Genomic DNA, 25,955 nt, shown 5'->3' on the forward strand with positions numbered 1-25,955 from the left:
AAGGGGTGACGCCAATGGATGAGCGTCTTGTGTCATCAGAAGAAAACAGCGCTGATGGTTCAATTGAGTTAAGCTTACGACCACAGCGCTTAGCCCAGTATATCGGCCAAGAAAAAGTGAAACAAAATTTACAAATTTTCATTGAAGCGGCCCGACTCCGTAATGAAGCGTTGGATCATGTGTTACTATATGGACCACCTGGGCTTGGGAAAACGACCTTAGCGGTTGTCATTGCCAACGAAATGGGCGCGAAATTGCATACGACAAGTGGACCTGCGATTGAAAAACCAGGGGATTTAGCTGCGATTTTAACAGCGCTAGAGCCTGGGGATGTGCTCTTTATTGATGAAATCCACCGCTTGAGCCGTGTCATCGAAGAAATCTTATACCCAGCGATGGAAGATTTCGTCTTAGATATTATGATTGGACAAGGTCCTGAAGCGCGCTCCATTCGGATGGAGCTGCCACCGTTTACCTTGATTGGGGCAACGACCCGTGCCGGTCACATGACCGCACCATTGCGCGATCGTTTTGGTGTCATTAACCACTTGGAATATTATACAATTAGCGAGTTAGAAGCGATTGTTGAGCGAACAGCGATTATTTTAGAGACCCCCATTCAGGGGAACGCTGCCCATGAGATGGCACGTCGCTCGCGCGGCACACCACGGATTGCCAACCGCTTAGTGAAACGTGTGCGAGATGTGGCCCAAGTACGCAGTGATGGCACTATCAGTGTGGCCATCGCGCAATATGCGTTGGAGTTACTGCTTGTGGATGATAAGGGGCTTGATCAGGTTGATGAAAAGATTCTTTGTGCCATTATCGATATGTTCAATGGAGGCCCCGTCGGCTTGGATACCTTAGCAGCGAGTATTGGTGAAGAACGACTCACGATTGAAGATATGTACGAACCGTATTTATTACAACATGGCTTTTTACAACGAACGCCACGAGGTCGTGTTGCAACAGCCAAAGCCTATCAACATTTAGGCAAAGAACCACACAATTAAAGAGAGAAAGAGTGAAAAACGTGAAAGTTGAAGATTTTAATTATGAATTACCAGAAGAACTAATTGCGCAAACCCCCTTACTTGACCGGACAGCAAGTCGCTTATTAATGGTGAACCGGGCAACCGGTGCTTATCGTGATGGTCATTTTCCGGATGTATTGGATTACTTTGAAGCAGGGGATGCCCTCGTATTAAATAACACGCGGGTGCTACCTGCACGCTTACATGGGATTAAAACCGAATCAGGTGGTCATGTTGAAGTGTTACTCCTTAAACAACTCTTAGACGATGAATGGGAAACGTTAGTGAAGCCAGCCAAACGTGTCCGCGTCGGTACCAAAATGTCATTTGGTGAAGGCCAACTAACCGCGGTCTGCACTGAAGAACTTGAACACGGTGGCCGTAAACTGAAATTCAGCTACGAGGGGATTTTTTATGAAGTGCTAGAAGCCCTCGGTGAAATGCCATTACCACCATACATTAAAGAGCAGTTAGCGGATCAAGAACGCTACCAAACAGTTTACGCAGAAGAAAATGGTTCTGCTGCAGCACCAACAGCAGGCCTTCATTTCACAACTGAATTATTGGATGCTATCCGTGCTAAAGGGGTACACGTCGTCTTTATTACCTTGCATGTTGGACTCGGTACCTTCCGTCCAATTAGTGTGGAGGATACGACCAACCATAAGATGCATTCTGAATTTTATCGTATGACTGAAGACGTGGCTGCAACCTTAAACGAAGTTAAAGCTAATGGTAAAAAAATCATCGCTGTCGGTACTACAAGTATGCGAACACTTGAATCGATTACGCAAAAATTTGATGGTGAGATTAAGGCAGACGATGGTTGGACGGATATTTTCATCTCGCCAGGGTTTGAATTTAAGGCCTGTGATGCGTTAATTACCAACTTCCATTTACCTAAATCAACGCTCGTGATGCTTGTGTCTGCGTTCTCAAGCCGTGAACATATTATTAATGCCTATAACCATGCAGTCGAAGAAAAGTATCGTTTCTTCAGTTTTGGTGATGCAATGTTTTTACAAAAATAATAACAAATGAAAGAGGGAAATTATGAAACCAGCAGTAACCTATGAACTCATTAAAACGGATAAGGCAACCGGTGCCCGTGCCGGTATTATTCACACACCACACGGTTCGTTTCCGACACCGATGTTTATGCCAGTCGGAACGTTAGCAACAGTTAAAACGATGGCACCAGAAGATTTAAAAGAAATGAATGCCGGTATCATCTTAAGCAACACATATCACCTTTGGTTACGTCCTGGTCATGAGTTAATCCGTGAAGCGGGTGGGCTCCATAAATTCATGAACTGGGATCAACCGATTCTTACCGATTCAGGTGGTTTCCAAGTGTTCAGTTTAAGTAAAATTCGTGACATTAAAGAAGAAGGCGTTCATTTTCGGTCGCATTTAGACGGGTCGAAATTATTCTTATCGCCCGAAAAAGCGATTGAAATTCAAGAAGCACTCGGATCAGACATAATGATGTCGTTTGACGAATGTCCACCGTATCCTGCCAGTCGTGAATACATGATTCAATCGATGGCACGGACGACGCGTTGGGCAGAGCGTGGCTTAAAAGCACACACAACAATGGATAAACAGTCGCTCTTCGGTATTGTGCAAGGTGGGGTTTATGCTGATTTACGCCAACAACATGCGAAGGAATTGGCATCACTTGATTTTCCTGGTTATTCAATTGGGGGCTTAAGTGTCGGCGAAGAAAAACACTTAATGAATGAAGCGCTTGAAGCAACAACACCATTTTTACCCGCCGACAAACCGCGCTATTTAATGGGTGTCGGTTCACCAGATGCCTTGATTGATGGCGTTATCCGTGGAATTGATATGTTTGACTGCGTATTGCCAACACGGATTGCTCGTAACGGTACAACGATGACGAGCCAAGGTCGAGTCGTGATTAAAAATAAAATCTATGAAAAAGACTTTGGTCCACTTGATCCGAACTGTGATTGCCACGTCTGCAAAAACTATTCGCGTGCTTATATTCGTCACTTAGTTAAAGCGAAGGAATCATTCGGCATTCGTTTAACAAGTTATCATAACCTTCACTTCCTCATTAAATTAATGGAAAATGTCCGTGAAGCGATTATGGAAGACCGTTTACTGGCATTTAGAGAAGAATTCTTTGAACAATATGGCTATAATAAGCCAAATCCACGTAATTTTTAAGTTATTAGTAGTCTATTAACAGTTTTTTCTGATATACTTAAAGTATTGAATAACGAAAGGGGTTTTATCACACATGAGTTCTATGTTACTAATTGTCGTAATGATTGCGCTTTTCTATTTTATGTTAATCCGTCCGCAACAAAAGCGTCAAAAGAAAGTTCAATCGATGCAAAGTGCGCTTAAAAAAGGCGACACAATTGCAACTATCGGTGGCTTACATGGCGTTGTTGAGTCAATTGACGAAAAACAAATTACTTTGGACTGTCACGGTTCATTGTTAACATTTGACCGTCAAGCTGTGCGTACAGTACTTGAAGTCGCTGAAGCACCAGTTGAAACGTTTGAATCAGACGATAACAACTAAATAAACACACCAAAACCTGCTATGTTTTCGGACATAAAAGGTTTTTTTATTTTAATGAAAAAAAGTACTAAAACTGGTATAATTATCTAGAATTGTGAAGTGCTAACGAAATGTGTTGACGCAGAATGATGTGACCTTAAAGGACTGTTAAAGTAGGGTTTAATAACTTTAAGACGCAACATTCGCAAAGCTGCAGACGTAGTACATATAACTAGTATGTTCGTATGATAACTATTTTCACAGTCTAGAGGATTATTTTTGTAGCTCAAAAAGCTAATAATAATTACTTCAAACAAAATGGCAGAAGAAAGGTCGTGTTTAACACAATGAAAAAGGGTAAATTAGTTAGTTTTTTTATTTTGATAGCCGTATTCGCTGCTGTCATCTCGTTCACTATTAAACCAGTATTAAATAATATTAATTTAGGACTCGATTTGCAAGGTGGGTTTGAAGTCTTATATGAGGTTAAACCCCAAGACGGAAAATCCGATAAAATTACAACTGAAACATTAAAATCAACTGTTGTCGCCTTAGATAAACGTATTAACGCGTTAGGTGTGGCAGAACCAAGCATTACAATCGAATCGGGTAACCGTATCCGTGTCCAATTAGCGGGTATTAAAAACCAAGATGAAGCGCGTGATATGTTATCAACAACCGCGCAATTATCATTCCGTGACGCCAATGATAAGCTCATGATGGATGGTAGCGATCTCGTACAAGGTGCTGCGAAGCAATCATACGATCAACAAAATCAACCAGTCGTTACTTTGAAATTGAAAGACAGTGCTAAATTTGCTAAGGTAACAAAAAACATTTTAGACCAAGCACCAAATAATCAACTTGTTATTTGGCTTGATCATAAGGATAAACAAAAATTCTTAGATGAATCTGCTAAAGCAAATCCTGCCTTTTTATCAGCACCAAATGTCAGCCAAGTACTCAATACGAATCAAGTAGAAATTTCAGGTAGTTTCACAGTCGCAGAAGCAACTAACCTTGCTGAGTTACTTAATGCAGGGGCATTACCAGTGAAATTAACTGAAGTGTATTCTACCTCAGTAGGGGCTGCCTTTGGTCAATCAGCACTCGAAGATACAATGTTTGCTGGCTTAATAGGCCTGCTCGTTATCTTCGTGTTCATGGCGATTTTCTATCGTTTACCAGGTCTGATTGCCTCAGTAACGCTAGCCGTATACACATACATTGTATTATTAATTGTTAGTCTGGTTGGTGCAACGATGACTTTGCCAGGGATTGCCGGTTTGATTCTCGGTATTGGTATGGCCGTCGATGCCAACATTATTACGTATGAGCGGATTAAAGAAGAAATTCGTGTCGGACGCACGATTAAAAAAGCCTTTATCGAAGGTTCAAAAGAGTCATTCCGTACAATTTTAGATGCAAACTTAACAACGATTATTGTTGCTGCCGTCTTATTTGTATTCGGTACGAGCTCAATTCGTGGTTTCGCGCTTATTTTAATCATCAGTATTCTCGTAAGTTTCGTGACAGCTGTTTATGGCTCACGGATTATGCTGGGCTTACTTGTCAACAGTGGTTCGTTAGATCAACGTCCAGGTTTGTTTGGGGTTAAACGTAAAAGTATCCATCAGTTATCAGAAGGCTTCGAATCATTTAAGCTTGCGACTAACTTTGACCATATCGATTTCTTGAAACACCGCAAAGTGTTCTTATCAATCTTTGCTGCGATTACAATTCTCGGTATTATTTGTTTGGCAACATTGAAGATGAACTTAGGTATCGATTTTTCAAGTGGTACACGTGCTGAATTGACAGCTGATTCTACTTTAACAGCAGCTAAGGTATCAAAAGAACTCGATGCAATCGGGATGCCATCAAGCGATATTGTTTTGACCGGTAAGGATCAAAAAAGCGCAGTTGTCAGTTATAAAGGTGCCTTTAGTCAAGCTGAAATCAAAAAATTCAACAATCACTTCAAAGCTGAATACGGCCATGAAGCAAGTATTAATACAGTGACACCGACGGTGGGACAAGAACTTGCAAAAAATGGTTTCTTCGCATTAATCATTGCCTCATTGTTAATTATTGTCTACATTGGTTTCCGTTTTGAATTGAAGATGGCTGTTTCAGCTGTTGTATCGTTATTATTCGATGGCTTTGTGATTTTCGTCGTCTTTAGTCTCTTCAAAATTAAGGTTGATTTAACCTTCATTGCCGCGGTCTTAACGGTTATTGGTTATTCAATTAATGATACAATTGTAACAGCTGACCGTGTGCGTGAAATCGGTCAAAAACTACGGGTTTACAAAAACAAAGAAGATTTGGCAATCGCTGTTAACCAAGGGTTACGCCAAACATTGACCCGTTCAATTACAACCGTATCAACGGTTTTAATTACCGTGATTGCCTTAATGCTCTTTGGTAGTCACTCAATTTGGGAATTCTCACTAGCCTTAATGATCGGGTTGATTTCAAGCATTTTCACCTCAATGTTTATGGTTATGCAAATGTGGTATAGTTTTAAAGTTCGCGAATTAAATAAACACGGCGAAATTAAAACGGTTAAAGAGAAAAAATACAAAACGAAGAAGGATAAACTTGTCGTTTAACGAGAGAAAGGGATGGGGATAAATGAAAAAAGCACAATGGTTAACACTTATTAGTATTTTATTGGTTTTGATAATTGCCATTTTAGCGATTATCAATGTCGATAAAGTCGAAGTGAACTTCATCTTTACAACGGTGCAATGGCCATTGATTTTAGTGATTATTGGCTCAGCCTTACTCGGTGCGCTCCTCGTTATCTGTGTTTCGTTTATGCGCGCAATCAAAGAAAAAAACACGCGTAAACAGGCAGAAAAAGCGGAAAAAAAAGAACGCTTAGCACAAGCAACAACACGTACAGAAATAAACAAGCTTAAACAAGCGGATAAAAAGTAGTGGTAGAGACGCTCCGTGATATTTGTTAAGTTGAACTGGCAGACGAGTGTCTGCCAGTTTTTTTTATACAAAAAAACAAGTGGCACCAGTTAAAAAGGTCGATTTATGGTAAGATATGAAGTGGAACTTTATTTAGAAGGAGTGAGAGACGTGCTTGCATCTAACTATGACTGGCAAGAACTAACAAACAATCAAGCCGACGTATTAGCATTGGCAAAGGCAACACAATTATCAACGCCAATCACAGCGCTGTTATGGGAACGGAATCTGCGTTCAGAAGCAGCTATCGAACAGTTTTTACAGCCGACCGAAACAGTTGTGCATGATCCTTTTTTACTGTCGGATATGGAGAAAACGCTTGAAATCATCGAAGAAGCTTTAGCTGAAGATAAAAAAATTATGATTTATGGCGACTATGATGCGGATGGTGTAACAAGTACTGCGGTCTTATATGAAGCATTGCAAATCATTGGGGCAGAACCGAGTTGTTTTATTCCCAATCGCTTTGTTGAAGGGTATGGTCCTAATAAAGCCGCTTTCAAAAAAATTAAAGAAGATGGCTATGACCTTTTAATTACGGTTGATAACGGTATTGCTGGCATCGAAGAAATGGCTTATGCACGTGAAATTGGTTTGCAAGTTATTTGTACAGATCACCATGAAGTCGGAGCACAATTACCGGATGCTGATGCGATTGTTCATCCGAAACATCCAGCCTTTAATTACCCATTCAAAGAGCTAGCTGGTGTTGGTGTTGCCTTTAAAGTTGCACACGCCTTACTTGGTGAAATCCCAGTTGAATTACTCGATTTATTTGCGCTTGGAACAATTGGTGATATGGTATCGTTAACCGATGAAAACCGTTTTCTTGTTAAAGCAGGGCTAGAGCGACTAGCAGTAACTGAACGCCCGGGTTTACAGGCCCTTTACCGGCAACTAAACTTAGATACATCAACGGTTACATCCGATATGGTTGGGTTTAAGATTGCCCCCCATTTAAATGCGGCCGGTCGCCTTGGGTCTGCTGAGAAAGCATTGGCGTTATTAATTACACGCGATGTGAATGAAGCGAAGCAATTGGCTAGCGACCTCGTTGCGATCAACAATGAACGAAAAGCAATTGTAAATGAACTGGTGTTGGCTGCAGACGAACAAGTCCAACCGTTTTTAGCAGATAAAGTCTTAATTGTTGCTGGCAAAGACTGGCATGAAGGTGTATTAGGAATTGTGGCTTCTCGTCTCGTTGAAGCCTATCAACGTCCGGTGATTGTCTTGTCATTGAATGAAGAAAAACAGTGGGCCAAAGGCTCAGGTCGTAGCATTCCTGGTTTGAATCTTTATGATGCCTTAAACGATAGTACGACGCTATTAACCCGCTTTGGCGGACATGCTGGTGCAGCCGGTCTGACATTGCCAATCGATAATGTGGCTGCTTTGCGAACAGCTGTTAATACTTATGCAGCACCACTATTAGCAGAAACGAGTACCAAACTGCCGCTCATGATTGATTTAAACTTAACGATACCCGAGGCAAGTCTTGCGCTACTTGACGAGGTCAAGCGCTTAGAACCATTCGGAACCGATAACCCAAAACCGCTAGTGAAATTTACCAACGTTCGACTTGCGAGCATTCGTCAAATTGGTGCTGATAACGCCCATCTTAAGGCAACTTTTAAAGATGATGAGGCGACGATTGAAGCGATTGGTTTTAATATTGGTGCTCTCAAAAATACTTTGAACATGAGTGACGATATTGATGTTGTTGGCGAACTGTCACTGAATGAATGGCGTAATCAACAAATGGTGCAGCTGCAAATTAAAGATATTGCAGTCACCAATAACCAATTGTTTGATTTACGTGGTGAGGCCGAGTGGAGCAAATTTTGTAAAACCGTTACGCCTTTTAATCAACCAGATGCCTTTGTTGTTTTTAATCATCCCGCCTTTGTGAGCGAATGGGCTGATAAAGTCAACGTGCTTAATTTAGCGGTGGATGAATTACCGAGTGAGCGCATCAACAGTCTTGTGATTGTCGATCTACCCACCGATGCCGAACAACTCGAGGCCTTACTGGCTGTGACACAACCACAAAATATTTATGCCCGACTTGAAAACCCTAATCCACAAGGGTTGGTGGTACTGCCAAGTCGTGAGGAATTCGGTGACTTTTTTAAATTTATTGCGCAATTCCAACCGGTTGATGTGAAGCGTCAACATCAAGCGATTTGTCAAAAATTAAACATCTCGAAAAATAAGCTCTTTTTCATGACAACGGTGTTTTTTGAGCTGGAATTTGTTAAAATAGAAAAGGATTGTTTGACGATAAACGAACAAGCACCGAAACATCAATTAGCAGAATCAGCGTCATACAAAAAACGCGAAGCAATTGAAGCGCTACAACAACGTTTTATTTATTCAAACTACACCGCTCTTTACAATGTGTTTTGGAGTGAAAGTTAATTAAAGGGGATAATGATTATGAAAACAGAAGATTTGAAAGATTACATTGCATCGATTGAGAACTACCCAAAACCAGGTATCATTTTTCGGGACATCACACCATTAATGGGTAACGGTGAAGCGTACAAATTTGCAACTGATCAGTTAGTTGATTATGCGAAAGATAAACAAGTTGATGTCATTGTTGGACCAGAGGCGCGTGGTTTTATTATCGGCTGTCCGATGGCGTATGCCATGGGTGTTGGCTTTGCACCAGTGCGTAAACCCGGTAAGTTACCACGTGAAGTAATTGAAGTGACTTACGACCTTGAATACGGTCAAGATTCATTGACAATTCATAAAGATGCCATTAAACCAGGGCAACGTGTTTTAATCGTCGATGACTTATTAGCAACTGGTGGAACTATTGAAGCTACCATCAAACTTGTGCATGCCCTCGGTGGCGAAGTAGTGGGCGCAGCCTTCTTACTTGAGTTAGTTGAGTTGAACGGCCGTGCCAAATTAGGCGACATCGACACGAAAGTGTTATTAGAATACTAAACGAAACAACCAGTTCGGAGCACTCGACAAGCAATCGATGCTGCGAACTGTTTTTTTTAGGAAGTTACACAGAGGCGATTGATGGCATTTAAATGGTCGGTTTTTCGAAAAAAAGAGACCGACCTTCCAAAAATATAATTTTCTTTTTATCGTACGATCAATCTGCTATAATTGGTAATAAGATTAAGCTGTACCTAAGGTCGATTATCGTGGCTGTTAGGTGCAGCTTTATGCATATCCATTGAAAGGGGATGGCATTATGGTAAAAGAGCAAAATTTATCGATTGAAGAGGTCATCACGAAAGCATCGCGCTATTTAAATGAGCAACATCTTCAATTTATCACAGAGGCGTATGAATTCGCGCGCGATTCGCACGCACATCAATTTCGTAAATCAGGTGAACCTTATATCATTCATCCTATTCAAGTAGCAGGCATTTTAGTTGATCTCGATATGGATCCTAATACAATTGCTGCTGGCTTTTTGCATGACGTCGTCGAAGATACTGACGTCACTTTAACGGATATTGCTCATAAATTCAATCCCGAAGTGGCGATGCTCGTTGATGGAGTCACTAAATTAGGGAAAATAAAATTCAAATCACATGAAGAACAACAGGCTGAAAACCATCGTAAAATGTTTTTAGCAATGGCCCAAGACATTCGTGTTATCTTAATCAAATTAGCCGACCGCGTGCATAACATGCGGACGTTGAAACATTTACCACCCGAAAAACAAAAACGAATTGCCCAAGAAACACTTGATATTTTTGCACCACTTGCGCATCGTTTAGGTATTTCGATGATTAAATGGGAGTTAGAAGATACAGCATTAAGATATATAAATCCGCAACAATATTATCGCATAGTGCATTTGATGAAGCAAAAACGTGGTGAGCGTGAAGCTTACCTTGAAGATTTAGTGGAAGACATCCAAGAAAACTTGGGTGAACTGAATATTAAAGCAGATATTTCAGGACGTCCGAAACATATCTTTTCTATCTATCATAAAATGACGAGTCAACATAAGCAGTTCAATGAAATTTATGACTTGTTAGCGATTCGTGTTGTCGTCGAAAGCATTAAAGACTGTTATGCTGTCCTCGGTATTATTCATACACGCTTTAAACCGATGCCAGGTCGTTTTAAGGACTACATTGCGATGCCAAAGGCAAACATGTATCAATCGTTGCATACGACCGTAATAGGACCGGGTGGCGAGCCACTCGAAGTTCAAATTCGAACAGAAGAAATGCATCAAATTGCTGAATTTGGCGTGGCTGCTCACTGGGCCTACAAAGAGGGCAATTCAGCTAATGTTAGCACCAGTCTTGACCGGAAAATGTCATGGTTCCGTGAAATTATGGAATTTCAAGATGAAGAAAGCAATGCCCAAGAGTTTATGTCGTCATTAAAAACTGATTTGTTCGCAGACATGGTCTATGTGTTCTCGCCAAAAGGTGATGTGATTGAATTACCAAAAGGATCTGTCCCACTCGATTTTGCGTATCGTGTACATACCGAGGTCGGTAACCGCACAGTTGGTGCTAAAATAAACGGTAAGATTGTTACGTTAGACTATAAATTGAAAACGGGTGACATTGTTGATATCTTAACATCTAAAACGGCGACCGCACCGAGTCGTGACTGGCTTAAATTAGTGAAATCATCACAGGCTAAAAATAAAATACGTCAATATTTCAAACGACTTGTTAAAGAAGAGACGGTTGATAAAGGGCGAGTAGCCCTCGAACAAGAATTACTGGCGCATGATTTTGATCCGAAAGAGTTTTTAACAACGGATGCACTTGCAGTCATCATCGATCGCTTTAATTTCCGTGACGATGATGATCTCTATGCTGCTATCGGCTACAATAGCGTCACTGCATTGCAAGTAATGAATCGTTTGACTGAAAAAGTCCGTCGCGAACGTGCCTTGAAGCAACAGGCAGATAACCTTATCGTTGAAGGGAAAACAAGAGCTGGTGCAGTAGCACCGATTGAATCACACGAAAACAATGCTAAAAATGACCTCGGTATTCAAGTGGCAGGTGGGATGGGTAACTTACTATTACGCTTAGCTCACTGTTGTAATCCGGTCCCAGGTGATGAAATCGTCGGCTTTATTACAAAAGGTCATGGTATTTCAATCCATCGTACCGATTGTCCGAATGTGGCACAACTAGAGGGCGAAGAAGATCGCTTAATCGATGTGTCGTGGATTGGGGCTGAAACACGGGTTCAGTCTAAATATGAGGTCACCATCGAGATTTATGCCTTTAATCGTGATGGACTACTCAACGATGTCATTCAAACCTTGAACAGCATGCAAACAACGATTAAAGGCGTTAATGCTCGGCTTGACAAGAAAGAGATGGCAGCGCTTGTTGTGAATATCATGATTCGTAACAAGGATGAAATGCAACGCATTATTGATAAACTGAAACAAATTTACGATGTGTACACGGTTAAACGTGTCACGAAATAAGGAGTTAGATTGCAATGAAAATTATCATTCAACGCAGCTTACAGGCATCGGTTACGATTGCTAACACAGAAGTGGGTGCGATTGATTATGGCTTCGTTGTGTTGGTCGGATTTGGTGAGGATGACACAACGGCAGACATTGCCTACACGATTAATAAAATGATTCACCTACGCATTTTTGAAGACGAGGATGGGAAGATGAATCGCTCACTGTTAGATGTGGGTGGCCAAGTATTATCCATCTCTCAATTCACGCTCTTTGCAAACACGAAAAAGGGGCGACGGCCGAGCTTTACCGCTGCGGCAGCGCCTGAAAAGGCAAACGCTTTATATGAAGCGTTCAATCTCGCATTGCGAACTGCCGGAATAACGGTAGCAACTGGTCAATTTGGAGCGGATATGCAAGTGTCATTGACGAATGATGGTCCTGTGACAATTACGATTGATTCTAAAAAACCATAGTACGTGATGAGAGGAGAAGCAAATGAACCTTTTTTTACTTGTCTATAAACTCATAATTACTGCTTTCGGTCTCACACTCATGATGCTGTATCCTGGGAAAAAAGCGACGTTGGTGTTTATCATGATAGTCGTGTGCTATTTTGCGATTGAAACGTATTACCGTCACTCCAAGAAAAAAACGTAGCATGCGTTAACACGATACCATAAAAAAAGCTAATTCTTATCGAATTCTCGATAAGAATTAGCTTTTTTAGTTGGCGTAATAATTAATTAAGCCATTTGTAACTGCCTGTGCGACTTTTTGACGGTAATCATCAGTGTCAATGGTTGTTTCATCGTAGCCATTGTTAATGTAACCAAGTTCTAACAGCAACGCTGGTGCGGTATTTTCACGCAGTACTTGAAAGTCACCATATTTAATACCATGGTTTTCTAATGGCATGCTCGTTTCTAATTGCGTATTCAGCGTTGTGGCAAAGTCTTGATCGTTATCGTTGTAATAGTAAGTTGAAGTACCAGAAGCAGTGTTTGGTTCTTCAGTTGAGTCAAAGTGGATGCTGAGAAAGGCATCAGCCCCATGTTTGTTTGTGCTGTTGGCTCGCGTTGCCAATCCAATATAGCTATCGTCGGTTCGAGTCATGATGACTTTAGCACCGGTCGTTTCGATTTGAGCCTTGATGGCAGCGGCTGTTTTTAAAGCAATTGTTTTTTCATACGTGCCATTATTGCCAATGGCACCGGTATCGTTACCACCATGTCCGGGGTCTAACACAATTGTTGCCTCAGATAATGAGGTAACAGTTGGTGTAGCTGCCTGCTCGTTTTCACCGACAGTAACGACCCAGTTAGCAACATAGCCAGTTGTACCAGCGGTTGTTTTGACCTCATACCAACTGTCTTTTGAATCGATGATGTCATAAGTTGTCCCTGGTTGCGCCGTTTCGAGTAAATTGCCACTGATTGAGGCCTCATCGCGAATATTCGTATTGGCTTCACGGATGGTTAGTTTTTGTAAGGCGGTTGTGTCATCGGTTGAAGCCCCTTCAACCTTAATGAAATCTGATTTAATCCAACCGGTTATTTTATCGTAGGTCACCTGTGTCCAGCCGTTTTGTGAGCTAACAACCGTGACTGTTTTATTTTTGTTGACCGTATCGAGTACAGTCGCGTTAATGTCGGCATTTGCTCGGACATTTGCTAAAGTCGCGACTACTTTACCGTTGGAGTTACTTGCGGCCGATACATCAACATTTTCAACGAGCCAACTGGCCACCCACCCAATCTCGCCACTCGTCAAAGTCACTTTATACCATTTATTTTCTTCTGCAATCACCTTAAGGCGATCATTTTTACGTGATTGTGAAATAATATCATACGAAAGTCCAGGACCATTGCGGACGTTTAATACTTCTGCCGTTACTTTGACAGAATTCGCTTGTGTTAAAGCGTAGGTTGAAACAATCGCACTTGCTATTAATAGGATGGATAAGAGTGAAATGAACATTAATTTTTTTTTGCTCGGACGTTTAGTTACGGTCATTGAGACACTTCCATTCTGTGATTAATGTAAACTGTTTAAAAAAAGAATAATTGCATAGTAATGCTTTAATTTTAGCATAGTTTAGTGTCTATCAATAGTAATAGTCCTTTGATTTTAATGATTTTTTTTAGTGATAATCGTAAAAACAGATAATAGGAAAGATATGAAAAAAACGTGAGAGACAGAATAGTCAGAAAAGAGTGAATTTTAGAACATTTCAAAACGAAAGCAAAACGCACGCCTTTCACTATGAAAGCGCATACATTGTTTGTATAATGAGTGGTGAGGGAAGCGAATATGTCAAAAAAGTGTCGACAGCACATCACGTTCCGGCCACTCTCCCTTAGATGAAACGACACTGGAGCGATGAACCTTGAGGAGGAATTAATATGTTATTTGAGACGATGGTACAAGATGGGTATGAACAAGTGGTGTTTTGCCACGATAAAGCGTCAGGTTTAAAAGCGATTATCGCGATTCATGATACGACACTTGGACCTGCGTTAGGAGGCTGTCGGATGTGGCCCTATGCGACTGAAGAAGAAGCGTTGCATGACGTCTTGCGTTTATCGCGCGGCATGACCTATAAAAATGCTGCTGCCGGTCTAAATATTGGTGGTGGAAAAACCGTCATTATCGGTGATCCACGTACCGATAAAAGTGAAACACTGTTCAGAGCCTTAGGTCGCTATGTTGAAAGTCTCAATGGCCGTTATATTATTGCTGAAGATGTCGGCACAACGGAAGATGACATGAACTTCATCTACAATGAAACGAATTATGTGACAGGCAGTACCGCGGGGGCTGGATCCTCAGGTAATCCGAGTCCTAAAACGGCTTTGGGAATATACTATGCGATGAAACGAACCGCCAAAGAAGTATTTGGTAGCGACTCGTTGGCTGATAAAAAAGTCAGTGTGCAAGGTGTCGGTAATGTGTCTTATACCTTATGTGAATTACTGCATGCCGAAGGAGCAAAACTGATCGTGACTGATATTAATGAGGTGGCTGTTGCACGTGCTGTCACAAATTTAAATGCTACAGCAGTTGGCATCGATGAGATTTATGACGTGGATGCTGATATTTTTGCACCCTGTGCCCTTGGGGCGATTTTAAATGATGATACGATTCAACGCCTGCGTGTTAAAGCAATTTGTGGTAGTGCTAACAATCAGTTGATGGATCTCGAAAAACATGGTCAAATGTTGGAAGCACGTGGTATTTTGTATGCGCCTGACTACATTGTTAACTCAGGTGGTGTGATTAACGTTGCGGATGAATTGAGTGGCTATAATGAAGCACGTGCAATAAAGCAGGTAAAAGAAATTTACAATCAAATTGGTAAAGTGTTTGAGATTGCCAAAACAAAAAACATTATACCCGCGATAGCAGCGGATGAATTAGCAGAGCAACGGATTGCACAAGTTAAGGCGATGCGGAGCAACTTTTTGCAAACGGAACACTCGTCAATTAGTCGTAAGTCTTAAGCACGTCATCATTAAAGGTAACAGGGGCGTGAACTTAGATCAAACAAAACAGATAAAGGATGATGACAATGCCGATAACAGTAGCGATTGCTGGTGGCGATCAACGGTTAATTGATGAATTTGTGATACCGATGCAAGCGAAAGGGCTGTGTCAGTTTATCGTATTTGGCACGAAGCAACAGTTAGAAGCCTCTGCCGCATATGATTATGTGGCGTGTGCCACCGATGCGTTAGCAGTCACAGGTGCAATTAACGCCGTACAGACGCAAAAAGCGCAAATTATCATGAAAGGAGCCATACACACAAGCACGTTGCTACGGGCCGTTTTACAAAAAGAAAATCAGCTCCGTACTGAAGGTGTGTTATCGCAGGTGTCCGTGATAACGTTCAAGGATGGCAGCCACCGGTGGGTGCTAAGCGATCCAGGTTTAAATATTATGCCAGATGTTAAGACGAAGATTGCGATTACGGCCAATGCGATTGCAGTGGCTCAAACTATTGGCATTAAGGAGCCGCGGGTAGCCGTACTCAGTGCCGTCGAAGAAGTGAGTACAAAGATGCAGTCGTCAGTCGATGCAAAGGCTGTCGCTGATTATTTTAAAGCGAGTGCTTGTGCAGCGATTGTTGAAGGCCCGTTGTCGATGGATATTGCCACTGATCCATCATCCGCAGCACAAAAGAAATACACGGGGATGATTCAAGGCGATGCCGACGTGTTAATTGTGCCCAATATTGAGAGTGGCAATTTAATGTATAAAACAATTACGCGGTTTATTCCTTCCGTTATAAGTGGTGCGATTATGGGGGCAAAGGTGCCAATTATTTTAACCTCACGGAGCGATTCAATGGCTAGCAAAGAAGCTTCGTTGCAATTAGCATTGCTGAATTGTAAGCAAATGAAGGAGGGATTGACTGATGAGTAACGTGATTCTAACAATCAATCCGGGTTCAACCTCAACTAAAATGGCGGTCTATCGTGGAGTAACCTGTCTGTTTCAACATACAGGCAGTCACCCGACCACTGAGTTGAAAACGTTTCCGTCAATTATTGCGCAGTACGACTACCGTACGAACTTTATTAAAACAAAATTAGCGGAAGAAAACCTCGTACTGTCAGATTTGGATGCTGTCGTCGGTCGTGGGGGCTTATTGGCTCCAATGGCGAGCGGTACGTATACGATTAACGAGCAAATGCTCGCGGATTTACGAACCGCAACATACGGTGAACATGCCTCAAACTTAGGTGCGTTAATGGCTCACCGTATTAGCGAATTGCATAGTATTCCTGCTTTCATCGTTGATCCGGTCGTCGTCGATGAACTGCAACCAATTGCCCGAATATCAGGTCATGCGCGCATCGAACGTAAGAGTATTTTTCATGCGCTCAACCATAAGGCAGCGGGACGAAAAGTTGCCAAACGAATCGGTGTCGCTTACGAACAAAAAAACTGGGTGATTGCCCACTTAGGTGGTGGTATCTCAGTCGGTGCCCATCGTAATGGCCGAGTGATTGATGTTAATAATGCCCTTGATGGTGATGGGCCCTTCAGTCCTGAACGTTCAGGTGGTTTACCGATGATGCAAACTGTTGCCTTGGCGGATGAACTGTCGTCTGCCGCCTTTTACCGTCAACTGGTCGGTCAAGGCGGTGTGGTGTCGTATTTAGGCACGAATGATCTACGGGTCGTTGAACAACGAGTAATTGCCGGAGAAATGGCCGCTAACGTCGTCTTTGAAGCAATGGCCTATCAAGTAAGCAAAGAAATTGGTGCCTGCGCGGTTGTACTTGATGGTGAGGTCGATGGTGTGATCCTAACGGGGGGATTAGCAAACAGTGCCCTCTTTACGGCGATGATTTCTAAAAAATGCCAGTGGCTAGCACCGATTTACATCGAACCAGGTGAGGATGAACTCGAAGCATTGAATGAAGGAGCTCAGCGCGTGTTAAATGGTGATGAGCAAGCTAAAACATACGAAGGAGGCAGGTTAGATGGCGAATGAATATGATGTGGTTGTGTTAGGTGGTGGAACAGGCGGTTATGTCGCAGCGCTTGAAGCGGCTAAAAAGGGACAAACTGTTGCGTTAGTCGAGCAAGCTAAACTCGGTGGCACGTGTTTGCACCGCGGCTGTATTCCAACAAAGGCATTATTGCGCTCAGCAGAAGTATTGGCAACCGTGCAACAAGCCGCACAGTTTGGGGTTAATGCTGTTGGTTTAGCAGCAGCAGCGATCGATTTTAAACAAGTGCAAACACGCAAGCAAGCGGTGATTGACCAACTTGAGGCCGGGATTGTCTATTTAATCAAAAAAGGTAAGATTGATCTTTTTACTGGCACAGGTGCGATTTTAGGGCCGTCGATTTTTTCGCCGACGGCTGGGACAATTTCAGTCGTCTATGATTCAGACAAGGAGCCAGAGATGATTGTACCGAAGCAACTCATTATTGCAACCGGTTCATCACCCGCATCATTGCCGGGTTTAACCTGTGACGAACAACAGGTACTCAGTTCTGATGGTATGTTGCAACTCGAGTCCTTACCCGAGTCGATTTTGATTGTTGGTGGTGGCGTGATTGGGGTTGAATGGGCCTCGATGTTGGCCGATTTCGGAGTACAGGTGACAGTGCTAGAATACGCGGATCATCTAGTTCCGACTGAAGATGCTGATATTGCCAAAGCTTTAACCCGAACTTTCAAGAAACGGGGCATCAAATGCGTGACCAAGGCGGCCGTTCTGGCAGAAACGTTAGAGACTACCGCTGACGGGGTCAGTATTACAGCCACGGTTAAAGGCAAAGACGTGACCTACACAGCGGCCAAGATGATGGTTGCAGTCGGTCGAAAACCGAATACGACAACGATTGGGTTGCAAAACACTAAAATTAAAACGACCCGCGATTACATTGACGTAAATGACCATTATCAAACGGCAGAACCGCATATTTTTGCAATTGGTGACTGTATCAATACGCTACAGCTAGCCCATGTGGCAATGCATGAAGGCTTACAAGCGGTGAATTATATTGTTGATGGACAAGCGACTGCGATAAATTATGAACAGGTGCCACGTTGTATTTATACCGCTCCTGAGATTGCCAGTGTCGGTATTAGCGAAGCTGAGGCAAAAGTACGTGGCTATGAGGTGAAGGTCGGTAAATTTGACTTCAAGGGCAACGGTAAGGCGCTCGTCTATGGTGAGGCCGACGGTTTTGTTAAAGTCATCGCGGATCAAGCAACAAACGATTTGTTGGGCGTAGCGATGATAGGACCACATGCGACCGATTTAATTAGTGAAGCAGGTTTAGCACAGGTGCTCGATGCAACTGCCTGGGAAATTGGCACGACGATTCATCCACACCCAACCTTATCTGAAGCATTGGCTGAAGCAGCGCTCGCTGTCGATGGCAATGCCATCCATGCCTAAAGGAGGAAGCTGATGTTAAAAACTGCACGCAAGACGACGGCATTAAGTGAAATGGGGGTCTCACGTGACACACTTCACGAAATGTATGAACTGATGTTAATGGCAAGGCGCTTAGATGAGCGCATTTGGTTGCTTAATCGTTCCGGCAAATTACCATTTAATATTTCGGGTCAAGGTCAAGAGGGGGCGCAAATTGCGTCTGCCTTTGCCTTTGATCGTCAGATTGATTATACATTGCCCTATTACCGTGATTTAGCGGTCGTACTCGCCTTTGGTATGACGGCGCAAGAGGTGTTACTATCCGCCTTTGGTAAAGCCGAAGATCCAAACTCAGGTGGGCGACAAATGCCTGCACATTATGGGCATAAGGCACACCGCATCGTTTCGCAAAGTTCACCAGTAACAACACAATTTCCGCATGCAGCCGGAATTGCGTTAGCTGCCAAAATGTCAAATGACCCGATTGTGGCCTACACCTCGTGTGGCGAAGGCTCCTCAAACCAGGGTGATTTTCATGAGGGGATAAATTTTGCAAGTGTGCATGCCTTGCCGGTGGTATTTGTGATTGAAAACAATCAGTACGCGATTTCTGTGCCACAAGAATTACAGTATAAGGCCGCACAACTGTCTGATCGTGCGATTGGTTATGGTATTCCTGGTGAAACAGTTGATGGCAATGATTTTGCTGCTGTTTATTTAGCATTTCAACGGGCAGTGACACGGGCGCGAGCAGGTGAGGGGCCTACGTTGATAGAAACAGTCACCTACCGCTTCACCCCACATTCATCGGATGATGATGACCGTTCGTATCGGAGCCGTGAAGAAGTCGATGCTGCCCGTCTCGATGATCCATTAGCCCTTTTTGAGGCACAGTTGCTCGATGAAGGTCATAGTGATGCGGATACTTTAGCTGCCATTGCTGAGCGTGTGCGCTTGGAAATTCAAGCGGCAACGACGTATGCCGAAGAAGCCGCTGCGCCACAAATAGAAACACTTGGTTTACATGTTTACGATGAATCACAGGGAGGCGATTAAATGGCGGTTTTATCATATATCGAAGCGATTACGCTAGCAATGGATGAAGAAATGGCACGCGATGAGAATGTGTTTGTTATTGGTGAAGATGTCGGTCTAAAAGGCGGTGTGTTTAAGGCAACTGAAGGTTTGTATGCCCGTTATGGGGCGGAACGGGTCATCGATACGCCGTTGGCAGAATCGGCCATTGCCGGTGTAGGTATCGGCGCAGCGCTCTATGGCAAACGACCGGTGGCCGAGATGCAGTTTGCCGATTTTATTATGCCAGCCATCAATCAAATTATTTCAGAAGCGGCCCGTATGCGTTACCGCTCGAATAATGAGTGGACTGTTCCGATGGTTATCCGTGCGCCTTATGGTGGTGGTGTTCATGGCGGTTTGTATCATTCACAGTCAATTGAAAAAATCTTTATGGGGCAACCAGGATTGAAAATTGTGATGCCATCTTCACCAAGCGATGCTAAAGGGCTACTCAAGGCAGCGATTCGAGCTAATGATCCCGTTTTGTTTTTAGAGCATAAGCGTGCCTATCGTTTGTTAAAAGAAGAAGTGCCAGCAGGCGAACACTTGGTGCCAATTGGTCAAGCCAATGTTGTTCGTGAGGGCACCGATTTAACCGTTATCACATACGGCTTATGTGTGTCGCTAGCCAATGAGGCAGCTAAAACGTTAGCCGAAGACGGTATCTCAGTTCATCTGCTTGATTTGCGAACGATTTATCCGTTAGATGAAGCGAGTATTATCGCTGCCGCACAAAAAACCGGCAAGGTACTACTCATAACCGAAGACAACAAGCAAGGCAGTATTATTGGTGAAGTGGCTGCGATTGTGGCGGAACATTGTCTGTTTGACCTCGATGCTCCGATTGCACGCTTAGCAGGACCTGATTCACCGGCAATGCCCTTTTCGTCTTCGATTGAGAAAGCCTTTTTAGTGAACGGTGATCAAGTCGAAGCAGCAATGCGCGAATTAGCAACCTTTTAATGATAAACATAGGGGAGTGAAAACATGGCAATTGAAAACATCACAATGCCTCAATTAGGTGAGAGTGTTACCGAAGGTACATTAACGGCCTGGCTCGTACAACCGGGTGACCAAGTCAATGAGTATGATCCGATTGCAGAAGTGATTACCGATAAAGTGACAGCCGAAATACCCTCGTCATTTACAGGCGTCATTAAAGACTTAGTGGCCGCTATCGACGTGGCAGTGCCTATCAACGAGGTAATTTGTACGATTGAGACCGCACCAACAAGCAACAATGCAATGATGGAAAAACAACCGAACGTTGCAGAAAAACAACCGAACGTTGCAGAAAAACAACCGAACGTTGCAGAAAAACAACCGAACGTTGCTAAAATAAATCCGTTAGAGCGTGGCCGTTATTCACCAGTTGTACGCCGTCTCGCACATGAACGTGGTCTCGATTTAAGCCACTTAAGCGGTACTGGTAAGGGCGGCCGAATTACCCGCAAGGACGTATTGACAGCACCACCTCAGAAGGAAGTGGCACCAGCAAGTGGAGCTGAAGCAACCGTTGCACCACGTGTTGCGCCGACGCCACCACCGACGCAAGTTCATACGGCAGCGATATTATCAGGCGATAAAACAGTGCCGTTAACACCCGTTCGTAAGGCCATTGCTAAACACATGGTTGAAAGCGTCCAGCAAATTCCTCATGCGTGGGTGATGGTCGAAGTCGATGCTACTGCGCTCGTTGTGGCACGTAATCGCCTCAAAGATGAGTTCAAAGCCAAAGAAGGATTTAGTCTTAGTTATTTTGCTTTCTTTGTGAAGGCGGTGGCACAGGCGTTGAAAAAATACCCTGAGTTAAACAGTACGTGGACTGATGAAGCGATTATCCAACGCCAAGCGATTAACTTATCGATTGCGGTAGCAACGGATGACGCCTTGTTCGTACCTGTAATTCAACAGGCAGATGAGTTGAGTGTGAAAGGCATCGGTAAACAGATTAATACGTTGGCGCAAAAAGTACGGACAGGTAAGCTCAGTGCTAACGAAATGACTGGTGGGACGTTCACGGTTAACTCGACGGGATCATTCGGTTCAGTCCAGTCGATGGGCATCATCAATCATCCACAGGCCGCGATTTTACAAGTGGAGTCAATCGTTAAACGGCCGGTAGTGAAAGATGGCATGATTGCGATTCGGGACATGGTGAACCTCTGCCTCTCAATTGATCATCGTGTGTTAGATGGCCTCGTTGCGGGACGTTTTTTACAGGAGATAAAAACGAGCGTCGAAACAATTGATCCGTTAACGACGAACGTCTATTAATTAATAAAAAGCGTCTTTTACTGAAAAAGTCTCAAAAAACGGAATCGTTCTATTGACTTATTTCTTAATTTATCATAGGATAAATATATTAAACATAGAGATACCGTTGATTAAGAAAAGTAAAAGAGATCGTTTGGTTTCAGAGAGAAAAACCCGTGGCTGTAAGGTTTTTCACCAAACCCTGTTTGAAAGACACTTAGGAGGTTTTCATTCGAACGCTTGCCAGTAGAGTGAAACGTTATCAGGCGTTAACTGAGAGTGGAAAACACAGTGTGTTTTCAATTAGGGTGGTACCACGGGTGATAAGAAAACACTCGTCCCTTGTTCGTTAGAGCAGGGTGACGTTTGTTTTCTTTTTTTGTACTTAAAATTATAAAGGAGGTCATTGACCGATGAAAATTCAAATACCACGTGGAACAGTTGACATTATGCCAGGAGAAAGTGAAAAATGGCAGTACATCGAACAGGTGGCACAACAACTCTTTAAACGTGCGCGTTACAGTGAAATCCGCACACCTATTTTTGAACACACTGAGCTGTTTCAAAAAGGAGTCGGTGATACAACCGATATCGTCACTAAGGAAATGTATACCTTTAAAGACCGCAAAGACCGTTCAATGACGTTACGTCCTGAAGGAACAGCCTCAGTTGCGCGTGCCTATGTTGAACATAAATTGTTCGGACAGGTGAATCAACCAGCAAAATTGTTTTATTGTGGGCCAATGTTTCGCTATGAGCGTCCGCAAAAAGGACGTCAACGTCAGTTCGTACAATTAGGTGCTGAGGCAATTGGTGTTCAGGATCCAGCCATCGATGCTGAAATCATGGCACTTGCCTTATCCATCTATCAAGAATTAGGCTTGAAAGAAGTGAAATTGGTGATTAATTCACTGGGTGATAAAGACAGTCGTCTCGCACACCGTGAAGCGATGATTGCCCACTTTAAACCGACGATTCATGAATTTTGTTCGGATTGTCAAACACGTTTAGAAAAAAATCCACTGCGTATTTTAGACTGTAAAGTCGATCACGCACATCCGTTAATCGCATCTGCACCATCGATTATTTCATTCTTAAATGAAGAATCATTGGCTTATTACACAGCGGTTAAATGTCATTTAGATGCGTTGGAGATTGCCTATATCGAAGATCCAACGATGGTACGAGGATTGGATTACTACAACCACTCAACCTTTGAAATCATGAGTGAGGCAAAAGGTTTTGGCGCGATTACAACCCTTTGTGGGGGTGGGCGTTATAATGGTTTAGTTGAAGAACTAGGTGGGCCAGCCTCACCAGGTGTTGGCTTTGCCTTAAGTATTGAACGTTTACTGGCCGCACTTGCAGCCGAAGAGATTGTCTTGCCTTTTGAAAATACACTCGATGTTTTCGTTGTAGGTGTTGGCGAAGCGGTATCACCGGTGACACTGAAATTAACGATGGCCGCACGTCAAGCCGGCTTTACAGCGGAACGTGATTACTTATCGAAAAAAGTTAAAGGTCAATTTAAAACAGCTGACCGTGAAAATGCCCGTTTTGTTGTCGTTGTTGGTGAAGAGGAATTAGCAGAAGGCTTAATCAATATCAAAGACATGACTACCGGGACGCAAGAGAAAGTGGCAATGACTGATTTCATTGCAACATTACAAAGCAAACAAGCTGAAGGAGAGACAAACTAATGGATAAACGTACAACGTATTGCGGATTAGTAACAACTGACTTTGTTGGTCAAGAAGTCACTTTAAGTGGTTGGGTACAAAAACGTCGTGATTTAGGTGGCTTAATTTTTATCGATTTACGTGACCGTGAGGGTGCTGTTCAAATCGTCTTTAATCCTGACGAATCAAAAGAAGCGTTAGCGATTGCTGAAAATGTGCGTGGTGAATATGTCATTACCATCAAAGGTAAGGTCGTTGAACGCGCCGCAGCGCAAGTGAATACGAAGATTAAAACCGGTGCGGTTGAAGTGTTGGCTTCATCAATCGAAGTGTTGAATGCAGCTAAAACACCACCTTTTTACATTGAAGATGGCGTTGATGTCAGTGATGACCTCCGTTTAAAATACCGTTACTTGGACTTGCGTCGTCCGGAAATGTCAAATATTATTCGTAAACGTCATGATATTAAGCGCGCAGTGCGTAATACGTTAGATGATTTAGGCTTCTTAGACATCGAAACACCGATGTTGAATAAATCAACACCAGAAGGGGCACGTGATTATCTTGTACCAAGCCGTGTACATCCTGGTCATTTTTATGCGTTGCCACAGTCACCGCAATTGAACAAACAATTGTTAATGGCTGCTGGTTTCGATAAGTATTACCAAATTGTCCGTTGTTTCCGTGACGAAGATTTACGTGGTGATCGTCAACCTGAGTTTACTCAAATTGATATTGAGACAAGTTTCCAAAGTGCTGAAGAAATTCAAACAATGACAGAATCGTTGTTAAAAGCAGTCGTTAAAGAAGCTAAAGGGATCGATATCCCGACACCGTTTCCGCGCATGGAATACGATGAAGCAATGGCGCGTTACGGCAGCGACAAACCAGATGTTCGTTTTGGGTTAGAATTGGTCGATGTGGCTGATGTTGTGGCAGAGAGTGACTTTAAAGTGTTCACACAAGCGATTGAAATGGGCGGCCAAGTTAAGGCGATTAACATTGTCGGTGGTGGCGCAGCATATTCACGTAAACAAATCGATGCGATGGGTGAATTTGTGAAGATTTATGGCTCTAAAGGTCTTGCTTGGGTAAAAGTAGAAGAAGGGGAATTAAAAGGACCAATCGCTAAATTCTTCGATGCTACGAAACAAGCGGAGTTAATTGCTAAACTAGACGGTCATGTAGGTGATATGTTTGTCTTTGTCGCTGATAAAGCAAGTGTTGTAGCTGCATCATTAGGCGCATTACGTGGCAAAGTCGCGAAAGAAATGAACTTAATTAACGAAGATGAGTTAGCCTTCCTTTGGGTTGTGAACTGGCCATTGTTTGAATACGATGAAGAAGAAAACCGTTTTGTAGCAGCGCATCATCCGTTTACAATGCCAAACGAAGAAGATGTGGCATTGCTTGATACAAAACCAGAAGCTGTTTATGCGCAAGCCTATGATGTCGTTTTAAATGGTTATGAACTTGGTGGAGGATCGTTGCGTATTTATGACAGTGCCATCCAAGCAAAAATGTTCAAAGCGCTTGGTTTTACTGAAGAAGAAGCCCGTGCTCAATTTGGTTTCTTGATGGATGCCTTTGAATACGGTACACCGCCTCACGGTGGGATTGCCTTAGGACTTGACCGCGTGGTGATGTTATTGACAGGTCGTGATAACATTCGTGATACGATTGCCTTCCCGAAAACAGGTCGTGCAAGTGATCCGATGACACAGGCTCCTTCAGCTGTAAGTGCGAAACAATTGGCTGAGTTGCAGCTAGATATTACAGAAAAAGCAGAATAATAAAAAGTCCGCTGTGCATTTGATTTGCACAACGGACTTTTTGTTTTTATCGGTTAGCTATCGCTTTTATTAGTCTAGCTCAATCAGCTAACTTCTGTGATATTTCATTAAAAAAGCAGCGACGGTAAATAGTCGCTACGCTTTTCCATTCCAATATCTTCGAAGTTGAACGAGCAGATATCGCTTTTATTAGTCTAGCTCAATCAACCAGAAGCTTTCATCTTTCAGAAAAATGATTGCGACGGTAAATAA

The 25,955-nt window shown here is 42.9% G+C and carries 21 protein-coding genes and 1 other annotated feature; of the genes, 20 read left to right on the forward strand and 1 reads right to left on the reverse strand.

Going from position 1 to position 25,955, the window contains the following annotated elements; genetic code table 11:
• Nucleotides 1–14 precede the first annotated feature (14 nt).
• The 11 genes from ruvB to ACJYYY_RS04080 all read left to right on the forward strand — a co-directional run bounded on the left by ruvB (nucleotide 15) and on the right by ACJYYY_RS04080 (nucleotide 12,652).
• Nucleotides 15–1,013 carry a Holliday junction branch migration DNA helicase RuvB gene (ruvB, locus tag ACJYYY_RS04030; protein WP_035313304.1) on the forward strand — a complete coding sequence of 333 codons (999 nt, stop codon included), beginning with the start codon at nucleotides 15–17 and terminating at the stop codon, nucleotides 1,011–1,013.
• Nucleotides 1,014–1,033: 20 nt separating this feature from the next.
• Nucleotides 1,034–2,065, forward strand: a complete 1,032-nt coding sequence (gene queA, locus ACJYYY_RS04035; RefSeq protein ID WP_408869233.1) for a tRNA preQ1(34) S-adenosylmethionine ribosyltransferase-isomerase QueA — start codon at nucleotides 1,034–1,036, stop codon at nucleotides 2,063–2,065.
• 22 nt (nucleotides 2,066–2,087) lie between these two features.
• Nucleotides 2,088–3,230 carry a tRNA guanosine(34) transglycosylase Tgt gene (tgt, locus tag ACJYYY_RS04040; protein WP_035313302.1) on the forward strand — a complete coding sequence of 381 codons (1,143 nt, stop codon included), beginning with the start codon at nucleotides 2,088–2,090 and terminating at the stop codon, nucleotides 3,228–3,230.
• Between the two features lie 73 nt (nucleotides 3,231–3,303).
• Nucleotides 3,304–3,594 carry a preprotein translocase subunit YajC gene (gene yajC, locus ACJYYY_RS04045; protein ID WP_035313301.1) on the forward strand — a complete coding sequence of 97 codons (291 nt, stop codon included), beginning with the start codon at nucleotides 3,304–3,306 and terminating at the stop codon, nucleotides 3,592–3,594.
• 326 nt (nucleotides 3,595–3,920) lie between these two features.
• Nucleotides 3,921–6,188 carry a protein translocase subunit SecD gene (gene secD, locus ACJYYY_RS04050; protein WP_035313416.1) on the forward strand — a complete coding sequence of 756 codons (2,268 nt, stop codon included), beginning with the start codon at nucleotides 3,921–3,923 and terminating at the stop codon, nucleotides 6,186–6,188.
• A 22-nt stretch (nucleotides 6,189–6,210) separates the two neighbouring features.
• The gene (locus ACJYYY_RS04055) at nucleotides 6,211–6,519 is read left to right on the forward strand and encodes a lipopolysaccharide assembly LapA domain-containing protein (RefSeq protein ID WP_408869139.1); all 309 of its coding nucleotides are present in this window, start codon (nucleotides 6,211–6,213) and stop codon (nucleotides 6,517–6,519) included.
• 105 nt (nucleotides 6,520–6,624) lie between these two features.
• Complete coding sequence (gene recJ, locus ACJYYY_RS04060) at nucleotides 6,625–8,979, forward strand: single-stranded-DNA-specific exonuclease RecJ (RefSeq protein ID WP_035313299.1); 2,355 nt, start codon at nucleotides 6,625–6,627, stop codon at nucleotides 8,977–8,979.
• A gap of 18 nt (nucleotides 8,980–8,997) precedes the next feature.
• The gene (locus ACJYYY_RS04065) at nucleotides 8,998–9,519 is read left to right on the forward strand and encodes an adenine phosphoribosyltransferase (protein ID WP_035313297.1); all 522 of its coding nucleotides are present in this window, start codon (nucleotides 8,998–9,000) and stop codon (nucleotides 9,517–9,519) included.
• Nucleotides 9,520–9,778: 259 nt separating this feature from the next.
• Nucleotides 9,779–12,007 carry a RelA/SpoT family protein gene (locus ACJYYY_RS04070; protein ID WP_408869140.1) on the forward strand — a complete coding sequence of 743 codons (2,229 nt, stop codon included), beginning with the start codon at nucleotides 9,779–9,781 and terminating at the stop codon, nucleotides 12,005–12,007.
• Between the two features lie 14 nt (nucleotides 12,008–12,021).
• Complete coding sequence (gene dtd / locus ACJYYY_RS04075; RefSeq protein ID WP_035313295.1) at nucleotides 12,022–12,468, forward strand: D-aminoacyl-tRNA deacylase; 447 nt, start codon at nucleotides 12,022–12,024, stop codon at nucleotides 12,466–12,468.
• Nucleotides 12,469–12,490: 22 nt separating this feature from the next.
• The gene (locus tag ACJYYY_RS04080) at nucleotides 12,491–12,652 is read left to right on the forward strand and encodes a hypothetical protein (RefSeq protein ID WP_408869141.1); all 162 of its coding nucleotides are present in this window, start codon (nucleotides 12,491–12,493) and stop codon (nucleotides 12,650–12,652) included.
• Nucleotides 12,653–12,718: 66 nt separating this feature from the next.
• Here ACJYYY_RS04080 and ACJYYY_RS04085 read toward each other — a convergent pair whose 3' ends face one another.
• Nucleotides 12,719–14,008, reverse strand: coding sequence for an N-acetylmuramoyl-L-alanine amidase (locus ACJYYY_RS04085; protein ID WP_408869142.1), 1,290 nt, complete (start codon nucleotides 14,006–14,008; stop codon nucleotides 12,719–12,721).
• Between the two features lie 389 nt (nucleotides 14,009–14,397).
• On the opposite strand from ACJYYY_RS04085, the gene ACJYYY_RS04090 reads away from it, so the two are divergent.
• From ACJYYY_RS04090 to aspS, 9 genes are all read left to right on the forward strand, one after another.
• Nucleotides 14,398–15,495 carry a Glu/Leu/Phe/Val dehydrogenase dimerization domain-containing protein gene (locus ACJYYY_RS04090; RefSeq protein ID WP_035313294.1) on the forward strand — a complete coding sequence of 366 codons (1,098 nt, stop codon included), beginning with the start codon at nucleotides 14,398–14,400 and terminating at the stop codon, nucleotides 15,493–15,495.
• Between the two features lie 68 nt (nucleotides 15,496–15,563).
• Nucleotides 15,564–16,418 (forward strand): phosphate acyltransferase, encoded by an 855-nt coding sequence (locus tag ACJYYY_RS04095; protein WP_408869143.1) that lies wholly within the window; start codon nucleotides 15,564–15,566, stop codon nucleotides 16,416–16,418.
• Nucleotides 16,411–17,496 carry a butyrate kinase gene (gene buk / locus ACJYYY_RS04100; protein WP_035313292.1) on the forward strand — a complete coding sequence of 362 codons (1,086 nt, stop codon included), beginning with the start codon at nucleotides 16,411–16,413 and terminating at the stop codon, nucleotides 17,494–17,496. Before ACJYYY_RS04095 ends, buk begins: the two co-directional genes overlap by 8 nt.
• Nucleotides 17,486–18,919: a dihydrolipoyl dehydrogenase gene (gene lpdA / locus ACJYYY_RS04105; protein ID WP_408869144.1), complete on the forward strand. Its 1,434-nt coding sequence runs from the start codon at nucleotides 17,486–17,488 to the stop codon at nucleotides 18,917–18,919. Before buk ends, lpdA begins: the two co-directional genes overlap by 11 nt.
• Before the next feature lie 12 nt (nucleotides 18,920–18,931).
• Entirely contained in the window at nucleotides 18,932–19,954 is a 1,023-nt protein-coding gene (locus tag ACJYYY_RS04110; RefSeq protein WP_035313291.1) for a thiamine pyrophosphate-dependent dehydrogenase E1 component subunit alpha, read from the forward strand.
• Complete coding sequence (locus ACJYYY_RS04115; RefSeq protein WP_035313289.1) at nucleotides 19,955–20,938, forward strand: alpha-ketoacid dehydrogenase subunit beta; 984 nt, start codon at nucleotides 19,955–19,957, stop codon at nucleotides 20,936–20,938.
• Between the two features lie 24 nt (nucleotides 20,939–20,962).
• Entirely contained in the window at nucleotides 20,963–22,252 is a 1,290-nt protein-coding gene (locus ACJYYY_RS04120) for a dihydrolipoamide acetyltransferase family protein (RefSeq protein WP_035313287.1), read from the forward strand.
• A 97-nt stretch (nucleotides 22,253–22,349) separates the two neighbouring features.
• Nucleotides 22,350–22,577 (forward strand) — a binding site (T-box leader).
• 67 nt (nucleotides 22,578–22,644) lie between these two features.
• Complete coding sequence (gene hisS / locus ACJYYY_RS04125; RefSeq protein WP_035313285.1) at nucleotides 22,645–23,931, forward strand: histidine--tRNA ligase; 1,287 nt, start codon at nucleotides 22,645–22,647, stop codon at nucleotides 23,929–23,931.
• Nucleotides 23,931–25,703, forward strand: a complete 1,773-nt coding sequence (gene aspS / locus ACJYYY_RS04130; RefSeq protein WP_035313283.1) for an aspartate--tRNA ligase — start codon at nucleotides 23,931–23,933, stop codon at nucleotides 25,701–25,703. Before hisS ends, aspS begins: the two co-directional genes overlap by 1 nt.
• Nucleotides 25,704–25,955: the final 252 nt, after the last annotated feature.

Origin of the sequence: Brochothrix campestris (assembly GCF_046058945.1) — a bacterium.
GTDB classification, from domain to species: domain Bacteria; phylum Bacillota; class Bacilli; order Lactobacillales; family Listeriaceae; genus Brochothrix; species Brochothrix campestris.